This window comes from Gordonia sp. YC-XJ4 (assembly GCF_059511865.1).
The window spans coordinates 3,621,562-3,637,247 of the sequence record NZ_CM183447.1; the positions used below are offsets into that span (position 1 = coordinate 3,621,562).

15 protein-coding genes are annotated in these 15,686 nt (G+C 67.5%); 3 read left to right on the forward strand and 12 right to left on the reverse strand.

The window, feature by feature from the left end; all coding sequences use genetic code 11:
- Positions 1–3: 3 nt before the first annotated feature.
- The 6 genes from AC5ZH6_RS16110 to AC5ZH6_RS16135 are packed head-to-tail and all read right to left on the reverse strand — an operon-like array spanning position 4 to position 7,031.
- Positions 4–1,518: a YhgE/Pip domain-containing protein gene (locus AC5ZH6_RS16110; RefSeq protein WP_020170817.1), complete on the reverse strand. Its 1,515-nt coding sequence runs from the start codon at positions 1,516–1,518 to the stop codon at positions 4–6.
- Positions 1,519–1,575: 57 nt separating this feature from the next.
- Complete coding sequence (gene era, locus AC5ZH6_RS16115; protein ID WP_020170816.1) at positions 1,576–2,487, reverse strand: GTPase Era; 912 nt, start codon at positions 2,485–2,487, stop codon at positions 1,576–1,578.
- Entirely contained in the window at positions 2,484–2,843 is a 360-nt protein-coding gene (locus tag AC5ZH6_RS16120) for a cytidine deaminase (RefSeq protein WP_006371464.1), read from the reverse strand. The genes era and AC5ZH6_RS16120 overlap by 4 nt, the downstream gene beginning before the upstream one ends.
- Positions 2,840–4,261 (reverse strand): hemolysin family protein, encoded by a 1,422-nt coding sequence (locus AC5ZH6_RS16125; RefSeq protein WP_496167503.1) that lies wholly within the window; start codon positions 4,259–4,261, stop codon positions 2,840–2,842. The genes AC5ZH6_RS16120 and AC5ZH6_RS16125 overlap by 4 nt, the downstream gene beginning before the upstream one ends.
- Positions 4,258–4,860, reverse strand: coding sequence for an rRNA maturation RNase YbeY (gene ybeY / locus AC5ZH6_RS16130; RefSeq protein WP_014360468.1), 603 nt, complete (start codon positions 4,858–4,860; stop codon positions 4,258–4,260). The genes AC5ZH6_RS16125 and ybeY overlap by 4 nt, the downstream gene beginning before the upstream one ends.
- A complete protein-coding gene (locus tag AC5ZH6_RS16135) occupies positions 4,857–7,031 on the reverse strand; it encodes a PhoH family protein (protein ID WP_496167504.1) in 2,175 nt (724 codons plus the stop codon). The genes ybeY and AC5ZH6_RS16135 overlap by 4 nt, the downstream gene beginning before the upstream one ends.
- 187 nt (positions 7,032–7,218) lie before the next feature.
- Here AC5ZH6_RS16135 and AC5ZH6_RS16140 point away from each other — a divergent pair, with 187 nt between their 5' ends.
- Positions 7,219–7,668 carry a hypothetical protein gene (locus tag AC5ZH6_RS16140; RefSeq protein WP_496167505.1) on the forward strand — a complete coding sequence of 150 codons (450 nt, stop codon included), beginning with the start codon at positions 7,219–7,221 and terminating at the stop codon, positions 7,666–7,668.
- A gap of 56 nt (positions 7,669–7,724) precedes the next feature.
- On the opposite strand, the gene AC5ZH6_RS16145 is transcribed toward AC5ZH6_RS16140, so the two are convergent.
- The 4 genes from AC5ZH6_RS16145 to hrcA all read right to left on the reverse strand — a co-directional run bounded on the left by AC5ZH6_RS16145 (position 7,725) and on the right by hrcA (position 11,622).
- On the reverse strand, positions 7,725–8,495 hold the full coding sequence (locus AC5ZH6_RS16145; RefSeq protein ID WP_020170813.1) for an alpha/beta hydrolase family protein: 771 nt from the start codon (positions 8,493–8,495) through the stop codon (positions 7,725–7,727).
- 34 nt (positions 8,496–8,529) lie between these two features.
- Positions 8,530–9,279 carry a 16S rRNA (uracil(1498)-N(3))-methyltransferase gene (locus tag AC5ZH6_RS16150; RefSeq protein ID WP_496167507.1) on the reverse strand — a complete coding sequence of 250 codons (750 nt, stop codon included), beginning with the start codon at positions 9,277–9,279 and terminating at the stop codon, positions 8,530–8,532.
- 10 nt (positions 9,280–9,289) lie between these two features.
- On the reverse strand, positions 9,290–10,447 hold the full coding sequence (dnaJ, locus tag AC5ZH6_RS16155) for a molecular chaperone DnaJ (protein ID WP_006370642.1): 1,158 nt from the start codon (positions 10,445–10,447) through the stop codon (positions 9,290–9,292).
- Between the two features lie 140 nt (positions 10,448–10,587).
- Complete coding sequence (gene hrcA, locus AC5ZH6_RS16160; RefSeq protein WP_006370641.1) at positions 10,588–11,622, reverse strand: heat-inducible transcriptional repressor HrcA; 1,035 nt, start codon at positions 11,620–11,622, stop codon at positions 10,588–10,590.
- A gap of 155 nt (positions 11,623–11,777) precedes the next feature.
- Here hrcA and AC5ZH6_RS16165 point away from each other — a divergent pair, with 155 nt between their 5' ends.
- A complete protein-coding gene (locus tag AC5ZH6_RS16165; protein ID WP_020170811.1) occupies positions 11,778–12,239 on the forward strand; it encodes a type II toxin-antitoxin system VapB family antitoxin in 462 nt (153 codons plus the stop codon).
- Positions 12,240–12,263: 24 nt separating this feature from the next.
- Here the strand turns inward: AC5ZH6_RS16165 and AC5ZH6_RS16170 are convergent, their stop codons facing one another.
- The gene (locus AC5ZH6_RS16170) at positions 12,264–13,301 is read right to left on the reverse strand and encodes an aliphatic amidase (RefSeq protein WP_020170810.1); all 1,038 of its coding nucleotides are present in this window, start codon (positions 13,299–13,301) and stop codon (positions 12,264–12,266) included.
- 160 nt (positions 13,302–13,461) lie between these two features.
- Between AC5ZH6_RS16170 and AC5ZH6_RS16175 the strand changes: the two genes are divergently transcribed.
- Entirely contained in the window at positions 13,462–14,589 is a 1,128-nt protein-coding gene (locus AC5ZH6_RS16175; protein ID WP_020170809.1) for an AAA family ATPase, read from the forward strand.
- Here the strand turns inward: AC5ZH6_RS16175 and AC5ZH6_RS16180 are convergent.
- Positions 14,577–15,671, reverse strand: coding sequence for a substrate-binding domain-containing protein (locus AC5ZH6_RS16180; protein WP_020170808.1), 1,095 nt, complete (start codon positions 15,669–15,671; stop codon positions 14,577–14,579). The two genes, AC5ZH6_RS16175 and AC5ZH6_RS16180, sit on opposite strands and share 13 nt — an antisense overlap.
- Positions 15,672–15,686 lie beyond the last annotated feature (15 nt).

Consider the following 15,686-nt stretch of genomic DNA (forward strand, 5'->3'; position numbering starts at 1 on the left):
CTGTCACCGATCAACGACAGAGCCCGGCGGTGACACCCCGTCATCGGCAACTCCCACCGGCGAGTGGTGCGGCGACGGTGTGGTGATGGTGGGCGTGCCGGTCTTGTCCATGGCCTTCGCCAGCCGCTCGGGCAGACGCATCCCACCGGGATAGCGATGCCAGCCCTTGCGGTCGTAGAAGGTGGTGCCCAGCCAGCCGAGCAGCACACCGACGACGAGCCCGATCACCATCTGGATCACCGACCGTCCCAGCCCGGCGTCCCAGTCGGCGTCGAAGTACAGGACCGCCCGCACGCCCAGGTACACCAGGTGCATCGGTTCCACCGCGGCGATCCAGGAGAACAGCCGCGGACTCGCCTCCAGCGGCACCGTCCCACCGGAGGACGGCAGTCCCAGGATGACGAAGAAGACCAGATTGAGGATGAGCCCGGCGTTGCCGAAGACCGCCATCATCGAACTCGCCGACACCCCGACCGCGAAGATCGCGAGCACCGAGACCATCCACAGGGTGAACGCGTTGGGCAGGGAGGTCCCGACCGCGGTGCACACGCCGATGTACATGGCCGACTGGATCACGGCCACCAGCGCCATGATCGTCCATTTGGCGGCCAGGGTGCCCCACCGCGAGATCGCCAGCCGGACCCGCAATTGGTAGAACGGGCCGTACTCGATCGGGGTCTGGCCGAGCATGCCGTCGACCACGATGCTCACCATCATCGCACCGGTGAACCCGGCCAGGATCAGCAACAGCGTGAAATAGAAGGCGGACAAACCATTTCCGGAGCCGTCGGGCAGCGGTGTCGCCTCGATGACGTCGACCTTGACCGGCTGCCACAGGGCCAATTGCGCCGCCCCGGAGAACGCGACGTCCGCCTTGGCCAGCTGGGCGCGCACGGTGTCGGTGAGTTGTTGACCCATCTGCGCGTTGACCTGCTCGGAGATCCGATCGGCGAAGGTCGTGGTGACCGCCGAGGCGAAGGTCCCCGACCCGCGGTTGATGTAGACGTCGATGGTGACCGGCTCCGGCCGGGCCTGCAGCACGGTGGCCTTGCCCAGTGCGAGAACGGAATCGGAGAAGTTGGCGCCGAGTGCCACCACGCCGTAGACCTTGCCGCCGTTGAGCTCGTTGAGTGCGGTGACCCGGTCGGTGCGGTGCACGGCGATGCCGCTCTTGGCGGCGTTGGTGATGATGCCGTCGGCGACCTGCTTGCCGTAATCGACCTGCGTGGAGGTGCCATTGCCGTTGTCGAGACTGCCGCCGCTGTCCTCGTTGACGATCGCGACCGGGAAGTTGTGCAGGTTCTTCTCCGGATCGGCGATGGCGCCCATGTAGAGGGCGGCCATGAACGACATCACGACCACCACCAACAGCAGCGGGAGCAGCCAGAACCGGGGCGAGGCCAGGACCCCGGAGATCGTGGTGGTGACCCGGACGTCCCGCTGTGGACGTTCGTGTTCGCCCGGCCGAGCCAGTTCCTCACCCTCGGGGACGTGCCCGGTCTCCTCGTGCCTGCCCATCGCTACCCCTCCGGTCCGCGGTGCGGGCCCACCTCGCCCGCACCAGCCTGCGGTGTCCTAGAAGCCCATGCGGCGCAACTGCTTTGGGTCGCGCTGCCAGTCCTTGGCCACCTTCACGTGCAGGTCAAGGTACACCTTCACACCCAGCAGCGCCTCGATCTGACGGCGCGCCGTGGTGCCCACTGCCTTCAGACGGGCACCCTTGTGGCCGATGATGATGCCCTTCTGGCTGTCACGCTCGACGTAGAGGATTGCGTGGACATCGACCATCGGCGCCTGCTCCGGTGCCCGATCCTCGCGCGGGATGATCTCCTCGATGACCACCGCCAGCGAGTGCGGCAACTCGTCGTGAACTCCCTCGAGTGCGGCCTCGCGGATGAACTCGGCCATCAGGACCTGTTCGGGCTCGTCGGTGAGTTCTCCGTCGGGATAGAACGCCGGGCCGGGCTCCATCAGCGACACCAGCACGTCGGTCAACACGTCGATCTGCTCACCCGAGGTCGCCGAGACGGGTACCACTTCCGATGTGGGTCCGAGCAATTCGGAGAGGGCGAGCAGCTGGGCGGCGACCTGCTCGGGCTCGACGCGATCGATCTTGGTCACGATGCCGAGCACCGTGGTCCCCGGCGCCATCTGCCGGACCTGCGAGACGATCCACCGGTCCCCCGGACCGATCCGCTCGTCGGCCGGGATGCAGACACCGATCACGTCGACCTCGGAGTAGGTGTCGCGGACCAGATCGTTGAGCCGCTGACCGAGCAGCGTGCGCGGCCGGTGCAGCCCCGGGGTGTCGACGAGGATCAGCTGCGCGTCGGGCCGATTCACGATTCCGCGGATGGTGTGGCGGGTGGTCTGCGGCCGATTCGAGGTGATCGCGATCTTCTCGCCCACCAGCGCATTGGTCAAAGTCGACTTGCCGGTGTTCGGCCGGCCGACGAAACACACGAAACCCGAACGGAATTCGGTCATGAAGCCGTGTCCGCCCCGGCACCGGCGCGGACCCGGTCGAGCACGGTGCCCGCGGCGTCGGTGACCACCAGCAGTGCGTCCGGGCTGATCTCGGCGAGCGTCGCGCGGCCCGGGTCGTCGGCGCCACCACCGACGATCACCGCTGCCTCGAAGGACTCGGCGCCACTCGACAGTGCGGTGACCACCGCGACCTGTAGTGCCGACAGTTCCAACGAGGCGGTACGCACGTCGGCACCGGCATAGGTTCGGCCGTCTCCCTCGCGGACCGCCGCGCCCGACGGCGACTGCGCCCGGCCACGCGCGCCGCGGGCGAGAGTCACCAACTTGGCGTCTTCGTCACCCAATGGCTCGCTCACATGGCCTCCTTCTGCTGGGCGTCCCGGCGCTCAGCGTATTCGCCGTTGCGTCGGGAGCGTTCGCCGCCCCGCGAGCCGCCACGCCTGCCCGGCGTGTCGTTGCGCTCGTCCTCTCGGGCATCGAGCGGATCCCGCTCGGTCTCGGGCTCCTCGATCTGCTCGACGAGCACGGTCGTGATGCGCTGGCGGCCTTGCCGATTCGGTCCGCCCTCGGCCACCAGTTGCAGGCCGTGGCTGGCGACACGAGCCCCCGGCAGCGGCACCCGGCCGAGTTCGAGGCCGACGAGCCCGCCGACGGTTTCGACCTCGTCGTCGTCGATGTCGATGTCGAACAGTTCGCCGAGATCCTCCACCGGCAGTCGCGCCGAGACCCGGTACCGACCGTCGCCGAGGTCTTCCACGGGGGCGACCTCACCGATGTCGTACTCGTCGGTGATCTCCCCGACGATCTCCTCGAGGACGTCCTCGATGGTGACCAGCCCGGCGATGCCGCCGTATTCGTCGACGAGCAACGCCATGTGGTTGTGGGTGCGCCGCATGTCCTCCAGAACCCGGTCCAGCGGTTTGGAGTCGGGGATGAACTCCGCCGGGCGCATCACCGCCGAAACGCTCACCGAGCGGGCGTCCTCGCCGCGCATCGAGCGCTCCACGAGATCCTTCAGATACACCACCCCGAGGATGTCGTCGGGGTTCTCCCCGATCACCGGGATACGCGAATGCCCGCTGCGCACAGCCAGACTCGTTGCCTGCGCGGCGCTCTTGTCACTCTCGATCCAGATCATCTCCGGTCGCGGCACCATCACCTCGCGGGCGTTGGTGTCGCCGAGTTCGAAGACCGACTGGATCATGCGGCGTTCGTCGGCGGCCACCACCCCGCTCGCCTCGGCGAGGTCGACGACCTCACGCAACTCGACCTCGGTGGCGAACGGCCCGTTGCGGTATCCCTTACCCGGCGTCACCGCGTTTCCGATGAGGATGAGCAACCGGGTCAGCGGGGTGAGGATCACGCCCAGGATCTGCAGCGCCGCGGCCGAGGCCAGCGCGATGGTGTAGGCGTGTTGACGACCGAGCGTGCGCGGGCCGACCCCGGCCGCCACATATGACACCATCGCCATCCCGGCGATGGCGACGGTCAGTCCCCACCCGATGCCCAGTTCGGACACGGCGATCACCGCGACCAACGCGACGGCAGCGGTTTCACACACCACCCGCAGCAACACCGCGAGACCGACATAGGTCGCGCGGGCGGCGAGCACCCGCATGAGCCGCACCGCACCCGCGCGCCGTTCCTTGACCATGTCCTCGACACGGGCGATCGACACGGTCGACACCGCGGTGTCCACCGCGGCGAACACTCCGCTGAGGACGACGAGGACGACGGCGGACAGCGCGAACCACAGATAGGCGGCCCCGGTCACTGCTCCGTCGAGCCCGCGGGCCGCTGCTGCGCGGAGCCCTCGTCACCTCCCGGGAATTCGGGGAACGGGGAGTCGGTGAACCCGATGTTGGTCAGCAGACGGGTGTCCCGATCGGTCTGGCGTTGCTGCTGGGCCTCGCGGTGCCGCTGTGCGTAGAACTCTTCGAGCAGACGGTTCTGCAGGCCGAACATCTCCTTCTCCTCGTCGGGTTCGGCGTGGTCGTAGCCGAGCAGATGCAGGACGCCGTGGATGGTGAGCATCGCCAGTTCGTGTTCGAGTGAGCGCCGGGCCTCGCGGGCCTGTTTGGCGGCGAATTCGGGGCAGAGCACGATGTCGCCGAGGATGGCGGGGCCCGGCTCGGCGGCGTCGGGCCGCCCGCCGGGCACCAACTCGTCCATCGGGAAGCTCATCACGTCGGTGGGACCGGGCAGATCCATCCATTGCACGTGCATGTCGGCCATCGTCGGCTCGTCGACACAGAGCACCGAGAGTTCGGCCCCGGGATGGACGTCCATCGCCTCGGTCGCGAATCGTGCTGCGGCGAGCACCAATTCGGCGGGGACGTCGACGCCGGACTCGTTGGCGAATTCGATGCTCATGAGCGTCGTCCCTGACTTGCCGAGCGCCGCGCGGCGCGATTGGGGCCACCGATGCGATCCGAGTCACGCAGTCGCGGGTTGTCCCGCGCCGCCTCCTCGGCCCGCCCGTAGGCGTCGACGATGTCGGCGACGAGCCGGTGCCGGACCACGTCCTGACTGGTCAGGGTGGCGAAGTGGATGTCGTCGATGCCGTCGAGGATGCGGGTGGCGGCCATCAGTCCGCTCTGCGCACCGCCGGGCAGGTCGACCTGCGTGGTGTCGCCGGTGACCACCACCTTCGACCCGAAACCCAGCCGGGTCAGGAACATCTTCATCTGCTCGCCGGTGGTGTTCTGCGCCTCGTCGAGGATGATGAAGGCGTCATTGAGCGTGTTGTGGGTCAGCAGGAAGTCCTCGGTGACATAAAGCGAATCCTCCGCCGCCACCCGGATGCAGACGGCTTCATCGGTACCCACCGATTCGATGCTCTCGATGTAGCGCTTGGGCGGCTTGGCCGTGGTCGCACCGTATTTCTGCGCCTTGCGTGTCATCCGGAACGGAGCGAGCCCATCCGGGAGACGAATGTCGAGGACGTGGGCGTCGTGTCGGTACAACACCTCTCGACCCCGTGCTTTACCAGGGGGCCGTCCCTGCGCGACGCGGGTTCGTCCGTAGACGACACCGCCCAGCGATCGCACCAGGAACATCACGTCATCGCGCAGCTGGTCCGAGACTGTCACGTACTGCACACGGCAGGACCGGCCGGTCTGGGTGACCGGGCCGCCATCGGTGTCCAGAAGCCCCTGCAGCACTGCCAATCGGACGTCGGACGAGTTGAGAAGGTACTGCTTCGGTACGAACTTCGTAGGGGACTTGGTGCCCCACAATCCGAGTTCGCGCATGGCGTGGGTGACCGGGTTCTCGATCGTGATCGGCTCACCGGGAGTAGTGATCCGGTTGAGGACGTAGTCGACGTCGGATCGCTGCCGTGCGCGAATACCCGGCACGGCCATGACCAACGCATCGACCAGCTCTCGGTCGGCTGTCGTGAACGATGGCGTGGCCATCCCCGCCATGCAGCCGTCACCCAGCATCAGACCGAGCGCATAGGGGTCGAGCGGCACCGGTTGGCGAGGAAACTCGGCAGCGCCACTCAAGAGCGGCAACTCGAACCGGTGATAGTGCGCCGCCCGGAGATTTCCGATCATCTCCTTCGTCTCGAGTACCCGCGGGCCGGTGCCGCGACGACGGTCGTCTCGCGTGTACACCGACCACAGGTGATCGGTGGAGCAGAGGGTGGACGCACCGTCCTGAGTGGTGACCCGCACGATGTCCTTGAACCCCTGCGGGTAGACGCCGAGGACCTCGGTCGGCGAGCCGTTCGAGCCGATGACATGGTCGCCGACCTCGATGTCACCGACCGGACGAAAGCCCTGTGGCGTGAGGACCCTGGTCGACACCGGCTGCGCCCGGCCACGCATATATGCCAGTGGCGCCACCTCGATCACCCCGGCGGCCATGAGCTTGGGGATCGACTCGGGGTCCATCATGTCGTGCAGTGCGTCGTAGAGCGGACGCAGATACGGGTCGATTTTCTCGCTGAGTGTGCCGGGCAGAAAGCCCAGTCGCTCACCGGCTTCCACCGCGGGCCTGGTGAGAATGATGCGGTTCACGCTCTTGGATTGCAGTGCCTGCACCGCCTTGGCCATCGCCAGATAGGTCTTGCCGGTACCGGCCGGGCCCAGACCGAACACGATGGTGTTGGCGTCGATGGCGTCGACGTAGCGCTTCTGGTTGAGCGTCTTGGGCCGGATGGTCTTTCCGCGCCGCGAGAGGATGTCGAGGGACAGGACGTCGGCGGGTGATTCGGTGGCGCCCTCGGACAGCATCGACACGCTGTGGCGGACGAGGTCCGGGGTCAGCGGGGTGCCGCGACCGACGAGGTCCACGAGCTCACCCATGACGCGCTCGGCGGCGGCGACGTCGGCGCCACGGCCACGCAGCGTGATCTGGTTGCCGCGGACGTGGATGTCGGCCGGGAGGAGTTGCTCGAGCGTGCGCAGATTGACATCGCTGGTGCCGAGCAGCCCGAACACCACCTCGGGAGGGACATCGATGGTGGAGGTGACCACAGGTCCGGCCCCTGCGGCGCCGCGCGCCGGCACGCGGCCGTCGGGGTTGTCGTCACTCACGTATCAGATCACTCCTGGAGTTCGGGGGGCGCCGTGCGGCGATGTGAGGTCAAGTCTATCCCTGCCCAACGGGCGATCCGCGATCGAATATTCCGTTCGCCGAAGTTGTCGGACCCTCCGCCTATCCTCACCTCGATGCAGTGCCGCATCGGTCCACACCTCCCCTCACACACATCGGAGAACGCAGATGAGCACGCATCCGGACACCACCCACACCCTCGGCCCCGCTGCCGCACCCACCACCGACCCGGGAATCGACCTCTACGCGCGATGGGCGGATCTGTGGAACGGACTGATCACCGCCGATGCACTGATGGCGCCTCGATTCCGTCTGCGCTACGCGCAGGCCGGTGCCGAACCGATCAACGAGATCGACGATCCGGCCACGTTCACCGACTTCATCGGTGAGTTCCGCGCGCAGCGGGCGGGTATCCACTACACACCGGATGACCCGGTGCTCACCGATATGGGCGCGGACGGGACGGGACACGTGTGCCGGCCCTACCTCGCCGTGATCCCGGCGACCGACGCCGAACCCGAACGCCGGATCAATGGCACCGACATCCTGCGCGCCGAGAATGGGCGGATCGTCGAGGTGTGGTCGGTGTCCTCACCCGGCCGGCCGTTCCGGCCCTGAGCGCCCGGGTCCTGGTTGCCCGGCCCTGATCACCACCGATCACAGCCCGCTACCACCTACAATCCCAGCGCCCGAATCGTCTGCCGATTGCACACGCTGCGCGGATCGACGAACGCGTCGTGCCCCTCCTCGGGCACGACGATCAGTTCGGCGGACTGACCGCGCGCGCATACCGTGCTGACGTAGCGGCGGCTGAGCTCCACCGGAATGGCGGTGTCGCGGTCGCCGTGGATGACCACGACATGTGCGTCGAATGGATCCTGCTCCATGGGAGAGGCGGCCCGATAGCGCTGGGCCGCCTGTGCGTAGGGACGGCCGATCAACGCCTGCACCGACTCCCGGCCGGCCTGTCCCGCGGCCACGAGATCCAGGGCCGCCGACTGGGCGACAACGGTGGTGATGCGGGTGTTCGCGGTCTGTGCCCGCAGCTGCGCGGTGGCCCACACCGCAAGCTGACCACCGGCCGAATGTCCCACGACCGCAACCGAATTCCAGTCGACGCGGTCGGCGACGGGTGCGGGCAGAGCCTCCCGGACCGGCCCGTCGAGCGCGTTGATCGCAGCGACGACGTCACGGCCGGTGTGCGGCCATCCGCCGCCGTCCTCCCCCACGCGCCGATACTCGATGTTCCAGACCAACGCGCCACGTTCGCCGTACTGCCGGGCGATCGCCGACTCGATGGTCAGCGAGAACTCGGTGGTCCAGTAGCCGCCGTGGATCAGCACGATCGGCCGCATCGTGGCGGGGAGATCGGCCTCCTCGGCAGCGTGATAGATGTGCCCGAACTGCGAGTTCGCCTCGCCGTAGGCGATCGCCGTCCGGTGCACCGCGCAGCGTCTCATCGGTCCCGCCGATCGGGTCTCATCGGGCCCACCGATCGGTGAGGACGCCGAGCGCGCCGAGGGCGACCGACGCGGCCGTCGAGGTGCGCAACACCTCCGGCCCCAGGATCACCGACTGCGCGCCGAGCGCGGTGAGGTCGGCGATCTCGCTGTCGTCGAGACCACCCTCGGGCCCGACCACCAGCATGATCGCGCGTGCCTGCGCCAACGGTAGGGTCCGCAGCGACACCGCAGCGGCCTCGTGCAGTACCGCGACCACACCACCGGCGGCGATCACCTCGGCGGCGTGGGCGCGCACGTCGATCGTGGAGGCGAGGTCGGTGACCTCCGGAATCCACGGGCGCCGACTCTGTTTGGCGGCCGCGGAGGCCGCGGCCCGCCATTTGGCGACACCCTTGTCGGCCTTGCCCGCCCAGCGGGCGACGCACCGTGCCGACTGCCACGGCACGATCCGGTCGACACCGGCCTCGGTGGCGAGGTCGACGGCCAGCTCCGAGCGTTCGGATTTCGGCAACGCCTGCACCAGGGTCACCGACGGCCGCGGACGGTCGGTGAACACGAACCGGTGGGCAAGCGCCGACAGCGCATCCTTGCCTTCGACCGCGGTCACCTCGCAGGTGGCGACCGACCCGGCGCCGTCACCGAGCAGCAGGGGCTCCCCCGGCCGCAGCCGCGCCACGGTCACCGCGTGGCGGCCTTCCGGCCCGGACAGCAGGGTGGTGGTGCCGGCCGGCGGGACCTCGTCGACCCAGAACAGGGGCGGGCTCACGTCCGGCCGATCAGCGTCCCGCGAAGGCGTTGCGCAGCCGGGAGAACAAACCGCCCGGCGCTGCTGCCGCCGAGGTCGTGACCAGGTCGATGGAATCGTCGGAGGCCTCGCGGAAGGCTTTCAGTGCCTCGGTCTGCGCGGCGGTCAGCTTGGCCGGTACCGCGACGTCGAGATGGACGTGGAGGGTGCCGCGGGCACCGGTGTTCACGTGCGGCATGCCCTGGCCCCGCAGTTTGACGACCTGCCCGGGCTGGGTCCCCGGCTCGATGGTGACGGTCGCGAGATCGCCGAGGATCGTCGGGACCTCGAAGCTGCCGCCGAGCGCGGCGTCGGCGATCGGTACCCGCAACGTGCAATGCAGGTCGTCCTTGTCGCGGATGAACACCTCGTGCGGGCGCTCGCTGACCTCGACGTAGAGATCTCCGGCCGGTCCGCCACCCGGCCCGACCTCACCTTGGCCGGCCAACCGGACCCGCATGCCGCTCTCGATCCCTGCCGGGATGCGCACGGTCATGGTGCGGCGCGAACGCACCCGCCCCTGGCCGCCGCACTTGTGGCACGGATCGGGGATGATCTCGCCGGTGCCGTGACAGGTCGGGCACTCGCGCACCGTCATGACCTGGCCGAGCAGCGAACGCTGCACTGCCTGGATCTCGCCGGCACCCTTGCAGGTGTCGCAGCTGATCGGCTTCGAATCGCCGTTGGTACCCGACCCGTGACACACATCGCACAGGATCGCGGTGTCGACGGTGATCTCCTTGTTCACCCCGGAGGCGCACTCCTCCAGATCGAGCTCGACGGCGACAAGCGCGGGCTCACCGGGCTGCACACGCGAGCGCGGCCCGCGGCTACCACCGAAAGTACTGCCGAACCCACCGCCGGAGCCGAAGAACGCCTCGAACACGTCGCCGAGGCCGCCGCCGCCGAAATTTGCGCCGAATCCACCTGCTCCCGGACCGGCCAGCGGATCGCCGCCGGCGTCGACGATGCGTCGCTTCTCCGGGTCGCTGAGCACCTCGTAGGCGGTCGTGACCTCCTTGAAGCGTTCCTCTTCTCCCGGGTTGACGTCGGGATGCAGTTTGCGGGCCATCTGGCGGTAGGCCCGCTTGATCTCCTGGTCGGTCGCGCCCTTGGCGACGCCCAGGATTCCGTAGTAGTCAGTTGCCACGGTTGTCTCGGTCCTTCGTTCTCACAGCTCACGTATGGCTCCGGGGATACCCTCACGGAGCCGGTGCATCGGATACCTCACCGAACGCGACGCCGGCCGCGCGCATTTCCTCTTCGAGGCGGATCTCCGCCGCCTCCGGTTCAGCGCTCGGCGAGCACCTCGCCCACATACTTGGCAACGGCCGCCACCGACGCGATGGTTCCCGGGTAGTCCATGCGGGTGGGCCCGACGACCCCGACCCCGCCGAACACGGTGCCCGAAGCACCGTACCCCGTCGACACCACGGAGGTGCCACGCAGGTTCTCGGTCTGTGTTTCCTCCCCGATCTGCACCGTCACCCGGCCCATCCGCTGACTCGTCGCCAGCAACTTGAGAACGACGACCTGCTCCTCGAGAGCCTCGAGGACCGAATCCATCCCGCCGTTGACCGGGGCGAAATCGGCGGCGGCCCGCGCGAGATTCGACGTGCCGGTCACCACCACGCGGTCCTCGCCCCGTTCGACGAGGGTCTCGACCAACACGGTCGCGACGTTCACCGTCGCGTCCCGCAGATCGGCCGGTGCGTTGTTGGCCAACTCGGCCACCGACGCCGAGGCCTCCTCGAGCCGCTTGCCGTGCAGCGCCGCGGAGAACATGTCCCGCAGACGGACGATCTCGTCCTCGTCGAGGTCTTGTGAGAGGGCGACCATGCGTTGCTCGACACGGCCGGTGTCGGTGATCACGATCAGCAACAGCCGCGACGGTGACACGGTGATCACCTCGAGGTGACGCACCGTCGCCGTGGAGAGCACCGGATACTGGATGACCGCGACCTGGCGGGTGAGCTGGGCCAGCAGTCGCACCGACCGGCGCAGCACGTCGTCGAGATCGACCCCCGAATCAAGTACCGACAGGATCGCGCGACGCTCGGCCGCCGACAGCGGTTTGACCTCGCTGATGCGGTCGACGAACATCCGGTACCCCTTGTCGGTGGGTATCCGTCCCGAACTCGTGTGTGGTTGCGCGATGTAACCCTCGGCCTCGAGTACCGCCATGTCGTTGCGGACCGTGGCACTGGACACGCCGAGCTGATGCCGTTCGACGAGTGCCTTGGAACCGATCGGTTCCTGTGTGGCAACGAAGTCGGTGACGATGGCACGAAGAATCTCGAACCGCCGATCATCGGTGGTCGACACAGGCCAGACCTCCTCTCGAACCCGCCCTCTGCCCTACAGTGGGTGGGTTCATTCTACGAAACACCGCCACGAAGTACGGGTGCACGTGTTCGACCGGCGAGGCGCCGACGATCTCCGCCGCCCCGGCGAACGCCGCCCACGACAGGAAGGTCGCGATGATCTTCAAAGGCGTCCGGGAGGGCAAACCGTATCCCGACCACGCGTTGACCCATCGCGGATGGGCCAAGATCCCGCCTCGACAGTTCCGCCTCGACGAGCTGATCACGGTGACGACGGTGCTCGCCCTGGACAAGCTGCTCAGCGAGGATTCCACGTTCTATGGGGATCTGTTCTCCCACGTGGTGCGCTACGACGGAAACCTGTATCTCGAGGACGGTCTGCACCGGGCCGTCCGATCGGCGCTGCGTAACCGCACGGTCATCCACGCACGGATGCTCGATCTCGACGCGCTCGATCTGCGGCAGGGGGCGCCACCGCTCGACGAGCAACTCGGCACCGAGACCGACGAGCTGCCCGCCGTCGGGGCCGCGCCGCCGCCCGTGGAGTCCCCGGCCGGCGGGGTGCACCGACGCGCGGCCCGCAGTACCGGCTGGACCCCGCCACCGCAGCGCTGGTGAACCCGACGCCGGCCGAGTCGGACCTCAGGCGTCCATGGTCTTCTCGGTCGGCAGGTCATAGACCGGACAGTCGGCCACACCGATCGTCTCGCGGGTGATCGCCTCGACCGCGTTCTGGGTGGCCTCGGCATCGGTCACCCAGTTGCGATAGAAATCGAACGGGCACTCCGCGATTCCCTTGTCACCGTCCCCGCCGGCATACACCCCGGTATAACCCCGGTGCAGCAGTTTGAACAGGTGATTCTGCGACTGATCATTCGCGCGCGCATCCCGGATCGTCGACAACGACAATTGCGCGTACTGCACCCCGTAATCCTCCTCACCGCACTCGCCGAGGGTGCGTCCGTCGAAGCCGATGATCGCGCTGTGCCCGAAATACGAGTACACACCGTCGAATCCGGTCGCATTCGCCACCGCCACATAACAGTTGTTGGCCCAGGCCATCGCCTTGGCCATCAGCACTTGCTGATCCTTGGCCGGATACATGTAGCCCTGCGGCCGCACGATCAGTTCGGCCCCCTTCATCGCGCAATCACGCCAGATCTCCGGATAGTTGCCGTCGTCGCAGATGATCAGCGAGATCTTGAGGCCTTTCGGCCCGTCGGTCACATACGTCTGCTCCCCCGGATACCAGCCCTCGATCGGAGTCCAGGGCAGGATCTTGCGGTACTTCTGCACGATCTCCCCCGCGTCGTTGATCAGCACGAGCGTGTTGTAGGGCGGCTTGTTCGGGTGATCCTCGTGCCGCTCCCCGGTCAGCGAGAACACGCCCCAGGTCCGGGCCTGTCGGCACGCGGCGGCGAAGATGTCGGTTTCCTCCCCGGGGATCACCGCCGCCGTGTCAAACATCTCGGCGTTGTCGTACATGATGCCCATCGTCGAATACTCCGGGAACACAACCAGATCCATACCCGGGAGACCCGCCTTCATCCCCACCACCATCTCGGCGATCCGGCGGGCGTTGTCGAGGACCTCGGCCTTGGTGTGCAGCCTGGGCATCTTGTAGTTGACCACTGCCACCCCGACGGTGTCGGGGCTCGATGAGATGTCGCCGTGTCGCATGAAACGCCTCCTGAGAGTGGCCGCGCACCCACGTTGCCCGACCCGATTATTGCTTCCGTATGGAAGTGATACCACGGTTTTCCATCCGCGCGCTCCGCGAACTCCCGATATTTATGGTTTCATTCGGAAGCATTACGCGACGTTCACACGAGGAGGACCGATGTCGGGTTACCTGGCACGCAAGGTCGATGACATCAACTCGGGTCAACAACTGTCCCCCGGGCGGAACCAGGCCTTCCGGATGGGCAGAGCGTCCTCGCCCGCACAGCTTTCATCGGCGCTGAGATCCGCGATCATCGGGCAGGACGAGGCCATCGATTCGGTGGTCCGCGCCCTGACCATCGCGGCCGCCGGCATCGGTGACCCGCGCCGGCCGATCGCGTCGTTGTTGTTCGTCGGTCCGACCGGTGTCGGCAAGACCGAGCTGGCCCGCCGGCTCGCCGCGGAGATCACCGGCGACGCCGACAAACTGTGCCGGATCGACATGAACACCCTGGCCCAGGAGCACTATGCCGCATCCCTGTCCGGGGCACCCCCGGGCTATTCGGGCGCGAAGGAACAGTTCACCCTCTTCGACCGGGAACTGGTGGAGGGCAACGCCTCTCGACCGGGCATCGTCCTGTTCGACGAGGTGGAGAAGGCGCACACGACGGTGCTGCGCTCGTTGCTGCAGATCCTCGATTCGGGAACCCTGCGCCTGGCGGCAGGCAACTCGACGATCGACTTCCGCAACGCCATCGTCCTGCTCACCTCCAACCTCGGCTCGGCCGAGATCGCCGCCCATCACCGGGCCCGGTCACGCGGATGGCGCACGTTGCTGCCGATGCCGGGCTCCCGACGGCGCGACGCAGGCTCCGACGCCGTGGACCGAGCCGTCGAGGAGTTCTTCGATCCCGAGCTGTACAACCGCTTCGACGAGATCGTGCGGTTCGATCCAATCGGCCCGCAGGTCGCCGCGGCGATCGTCGACGTCGAGTTGCGCAGACTGACAGCACAATTGGCCGCCCGGCAGATTCGGTGGGAACCCGACGACCCGCTGCGCAGCCACCTCGCCCGGATCGGCTTCGACCCGGTCTACGGGGCGCGCGATCTGTCGCGCACTCTCCGGATGCACCTGCATGCACCACTCGCCGAGGCAATCGTCAGCTGGGACCGCGAGCCCGGAACCGCACTCCGCATGCGCACGTCGGTGGACTCCGGAAAGATCAGCGTCGCAATCGAACCCGTCAGCACCGAACCCCTCAGCGGACCGACCAATTCGACCCCGGTGAACGGTCAGGCGCGATGAATCCGGTCGACGACGTCGAGATCGAGAGCACCGGCGCTGGCCAGGTAGATGTCCTGGTCGACGCGGTTGTCGGTCAGGCGCAGGGTTCCGCGGGTGGCATCCATGACGAGCCCATCGGCGGCGGCCTGTATCGGGGACACCGCCAGCGAACCCGCCCGGTCGGCAAGGGCCGCGAGAAGCGTGATCGCCTCGTAACAGGACTGGCCGATGCTGTTGAGTACCGGTGCGGTGTCCCCGAGTACACGGTGGTACCGGCCGGCGAAATCGGCGGTCGCCGCGGTGACCAGCGAGTCGAAATAGCCTGCGGCTGCATACATGTTCGCCGTGGCCGCCGCACCCATGCCCAGCACCTGGTTCTCTTCGAGGATCGGGCTGAAGCGCACCATCGTGGTGTCGAGTCCACGTCGAGCGAACACGCGACCGAACCGCACCGCGTCGTCGCCGATCAACAGAACCAGCACGGCGTCACACGCGGTCGTCTCGAGCCATCGCAGGGTCGGCTCGAAGTCCCGCGTTCCCAGCGGGAGGAAAGTCGAACCGCAGTGGGTCATCCGGGTCCCGGCCAGATGCGCGACGGCGTGGCTCGCGAGCTGACGCGGCCAGATGTAGTCATTGCCGACCACACACCAGCGTTCGGCACCGCGGTTGCGCCGCAACCAGTCCAATGCGGGAAGCACCTGCGACGACGGCGACTCCCCGATCATGAACAGGCCCGGTGTGCGAAACTCGCCTTCGTGCAGAGCCGCATACACGTAGGGCAACTGACCACCGACGAGCCGCAGGATCTCCTTGCGCACCGCCGAGATGTGCCAGCCGGCGATCGCGTCGATTCGCCCCGCCCGCCAGAGCTGCGCCACCTCCTGGGCGACCTGCGTGGGTGCGCGGCCGCCGTCGACGACGACCAACTCCACCGGTCGGCCGAGAATCCCGTCGGCGGAGTGCAATTCGGCGAGGGCGAGTTCTCCGCAGGCCTCACACGACGGACCGAAGATGCCTGCGATGCCTTGGACCGGAACCACGTAGGCAATCCGCACGGTGCGCCGTGCGGAGTCGGTGCCAACGGCAATGGGGCGGACTGTCATGGGTACCTCGTGCGA

Coding starts and splice junctions, on each gene's coding strand:
- AC5ZH6_RS16110 (WP_020170817.1), bottom strand. CDS start 1,518: ATGGGCAGGCACGAGGAGACCGGGCACGTCCCCGAGGGTGAGGAACTG.
- era (WP_020170816.1), bottom strand. CDS start 2,487: ATGACCGAATTCCGTTCGGGTTTCGTGTGTTTCGTCGGCCGGCCGAAC.
- ybeY (WP_014360468.1), bottom strand. CDS start 4,860: ATGAGCATCGAATTCGCCAACGAGTCCGGCGTCGACGTCCCCGCCGAA.
- AC5ZH6_RS16140 (WP_496167505.1), top strand. CDS start 7,219: ATGAGCACGCATCCGGACACCACCCACACCCTCGGCCCCGCTGCCGCA.
- AC5ZH6_RS16165 (WP_020170811.1), top strand. CDS start 11,778: ATGATCTTCAAAGGCGTCCGGGAGGGCAAACCGTATCCCGACCACGCG.
- AC5ZH6_RS16170 (WP_020170810.1), bottom strand. CDS start 13,301: ATGCGACACGGCGACATCTCATCGAGCCCCGACACCGTCGGGGTGGCA.
- AC5ZH6_RS16175 (WP_020170809.1), top strand. CDS start 13,462: ATGTCGGGTTACCTGGCACGCAAGGTCGATGACATCAACTCGGGTCAA.
- AC5ZH6_RS16180 (WP_020170808.1), bottom strand. CDS start 15,671: ATGACAGTCCGCCCCATTGCCGTTGGCACCGACTCCGCACGGCGCACC.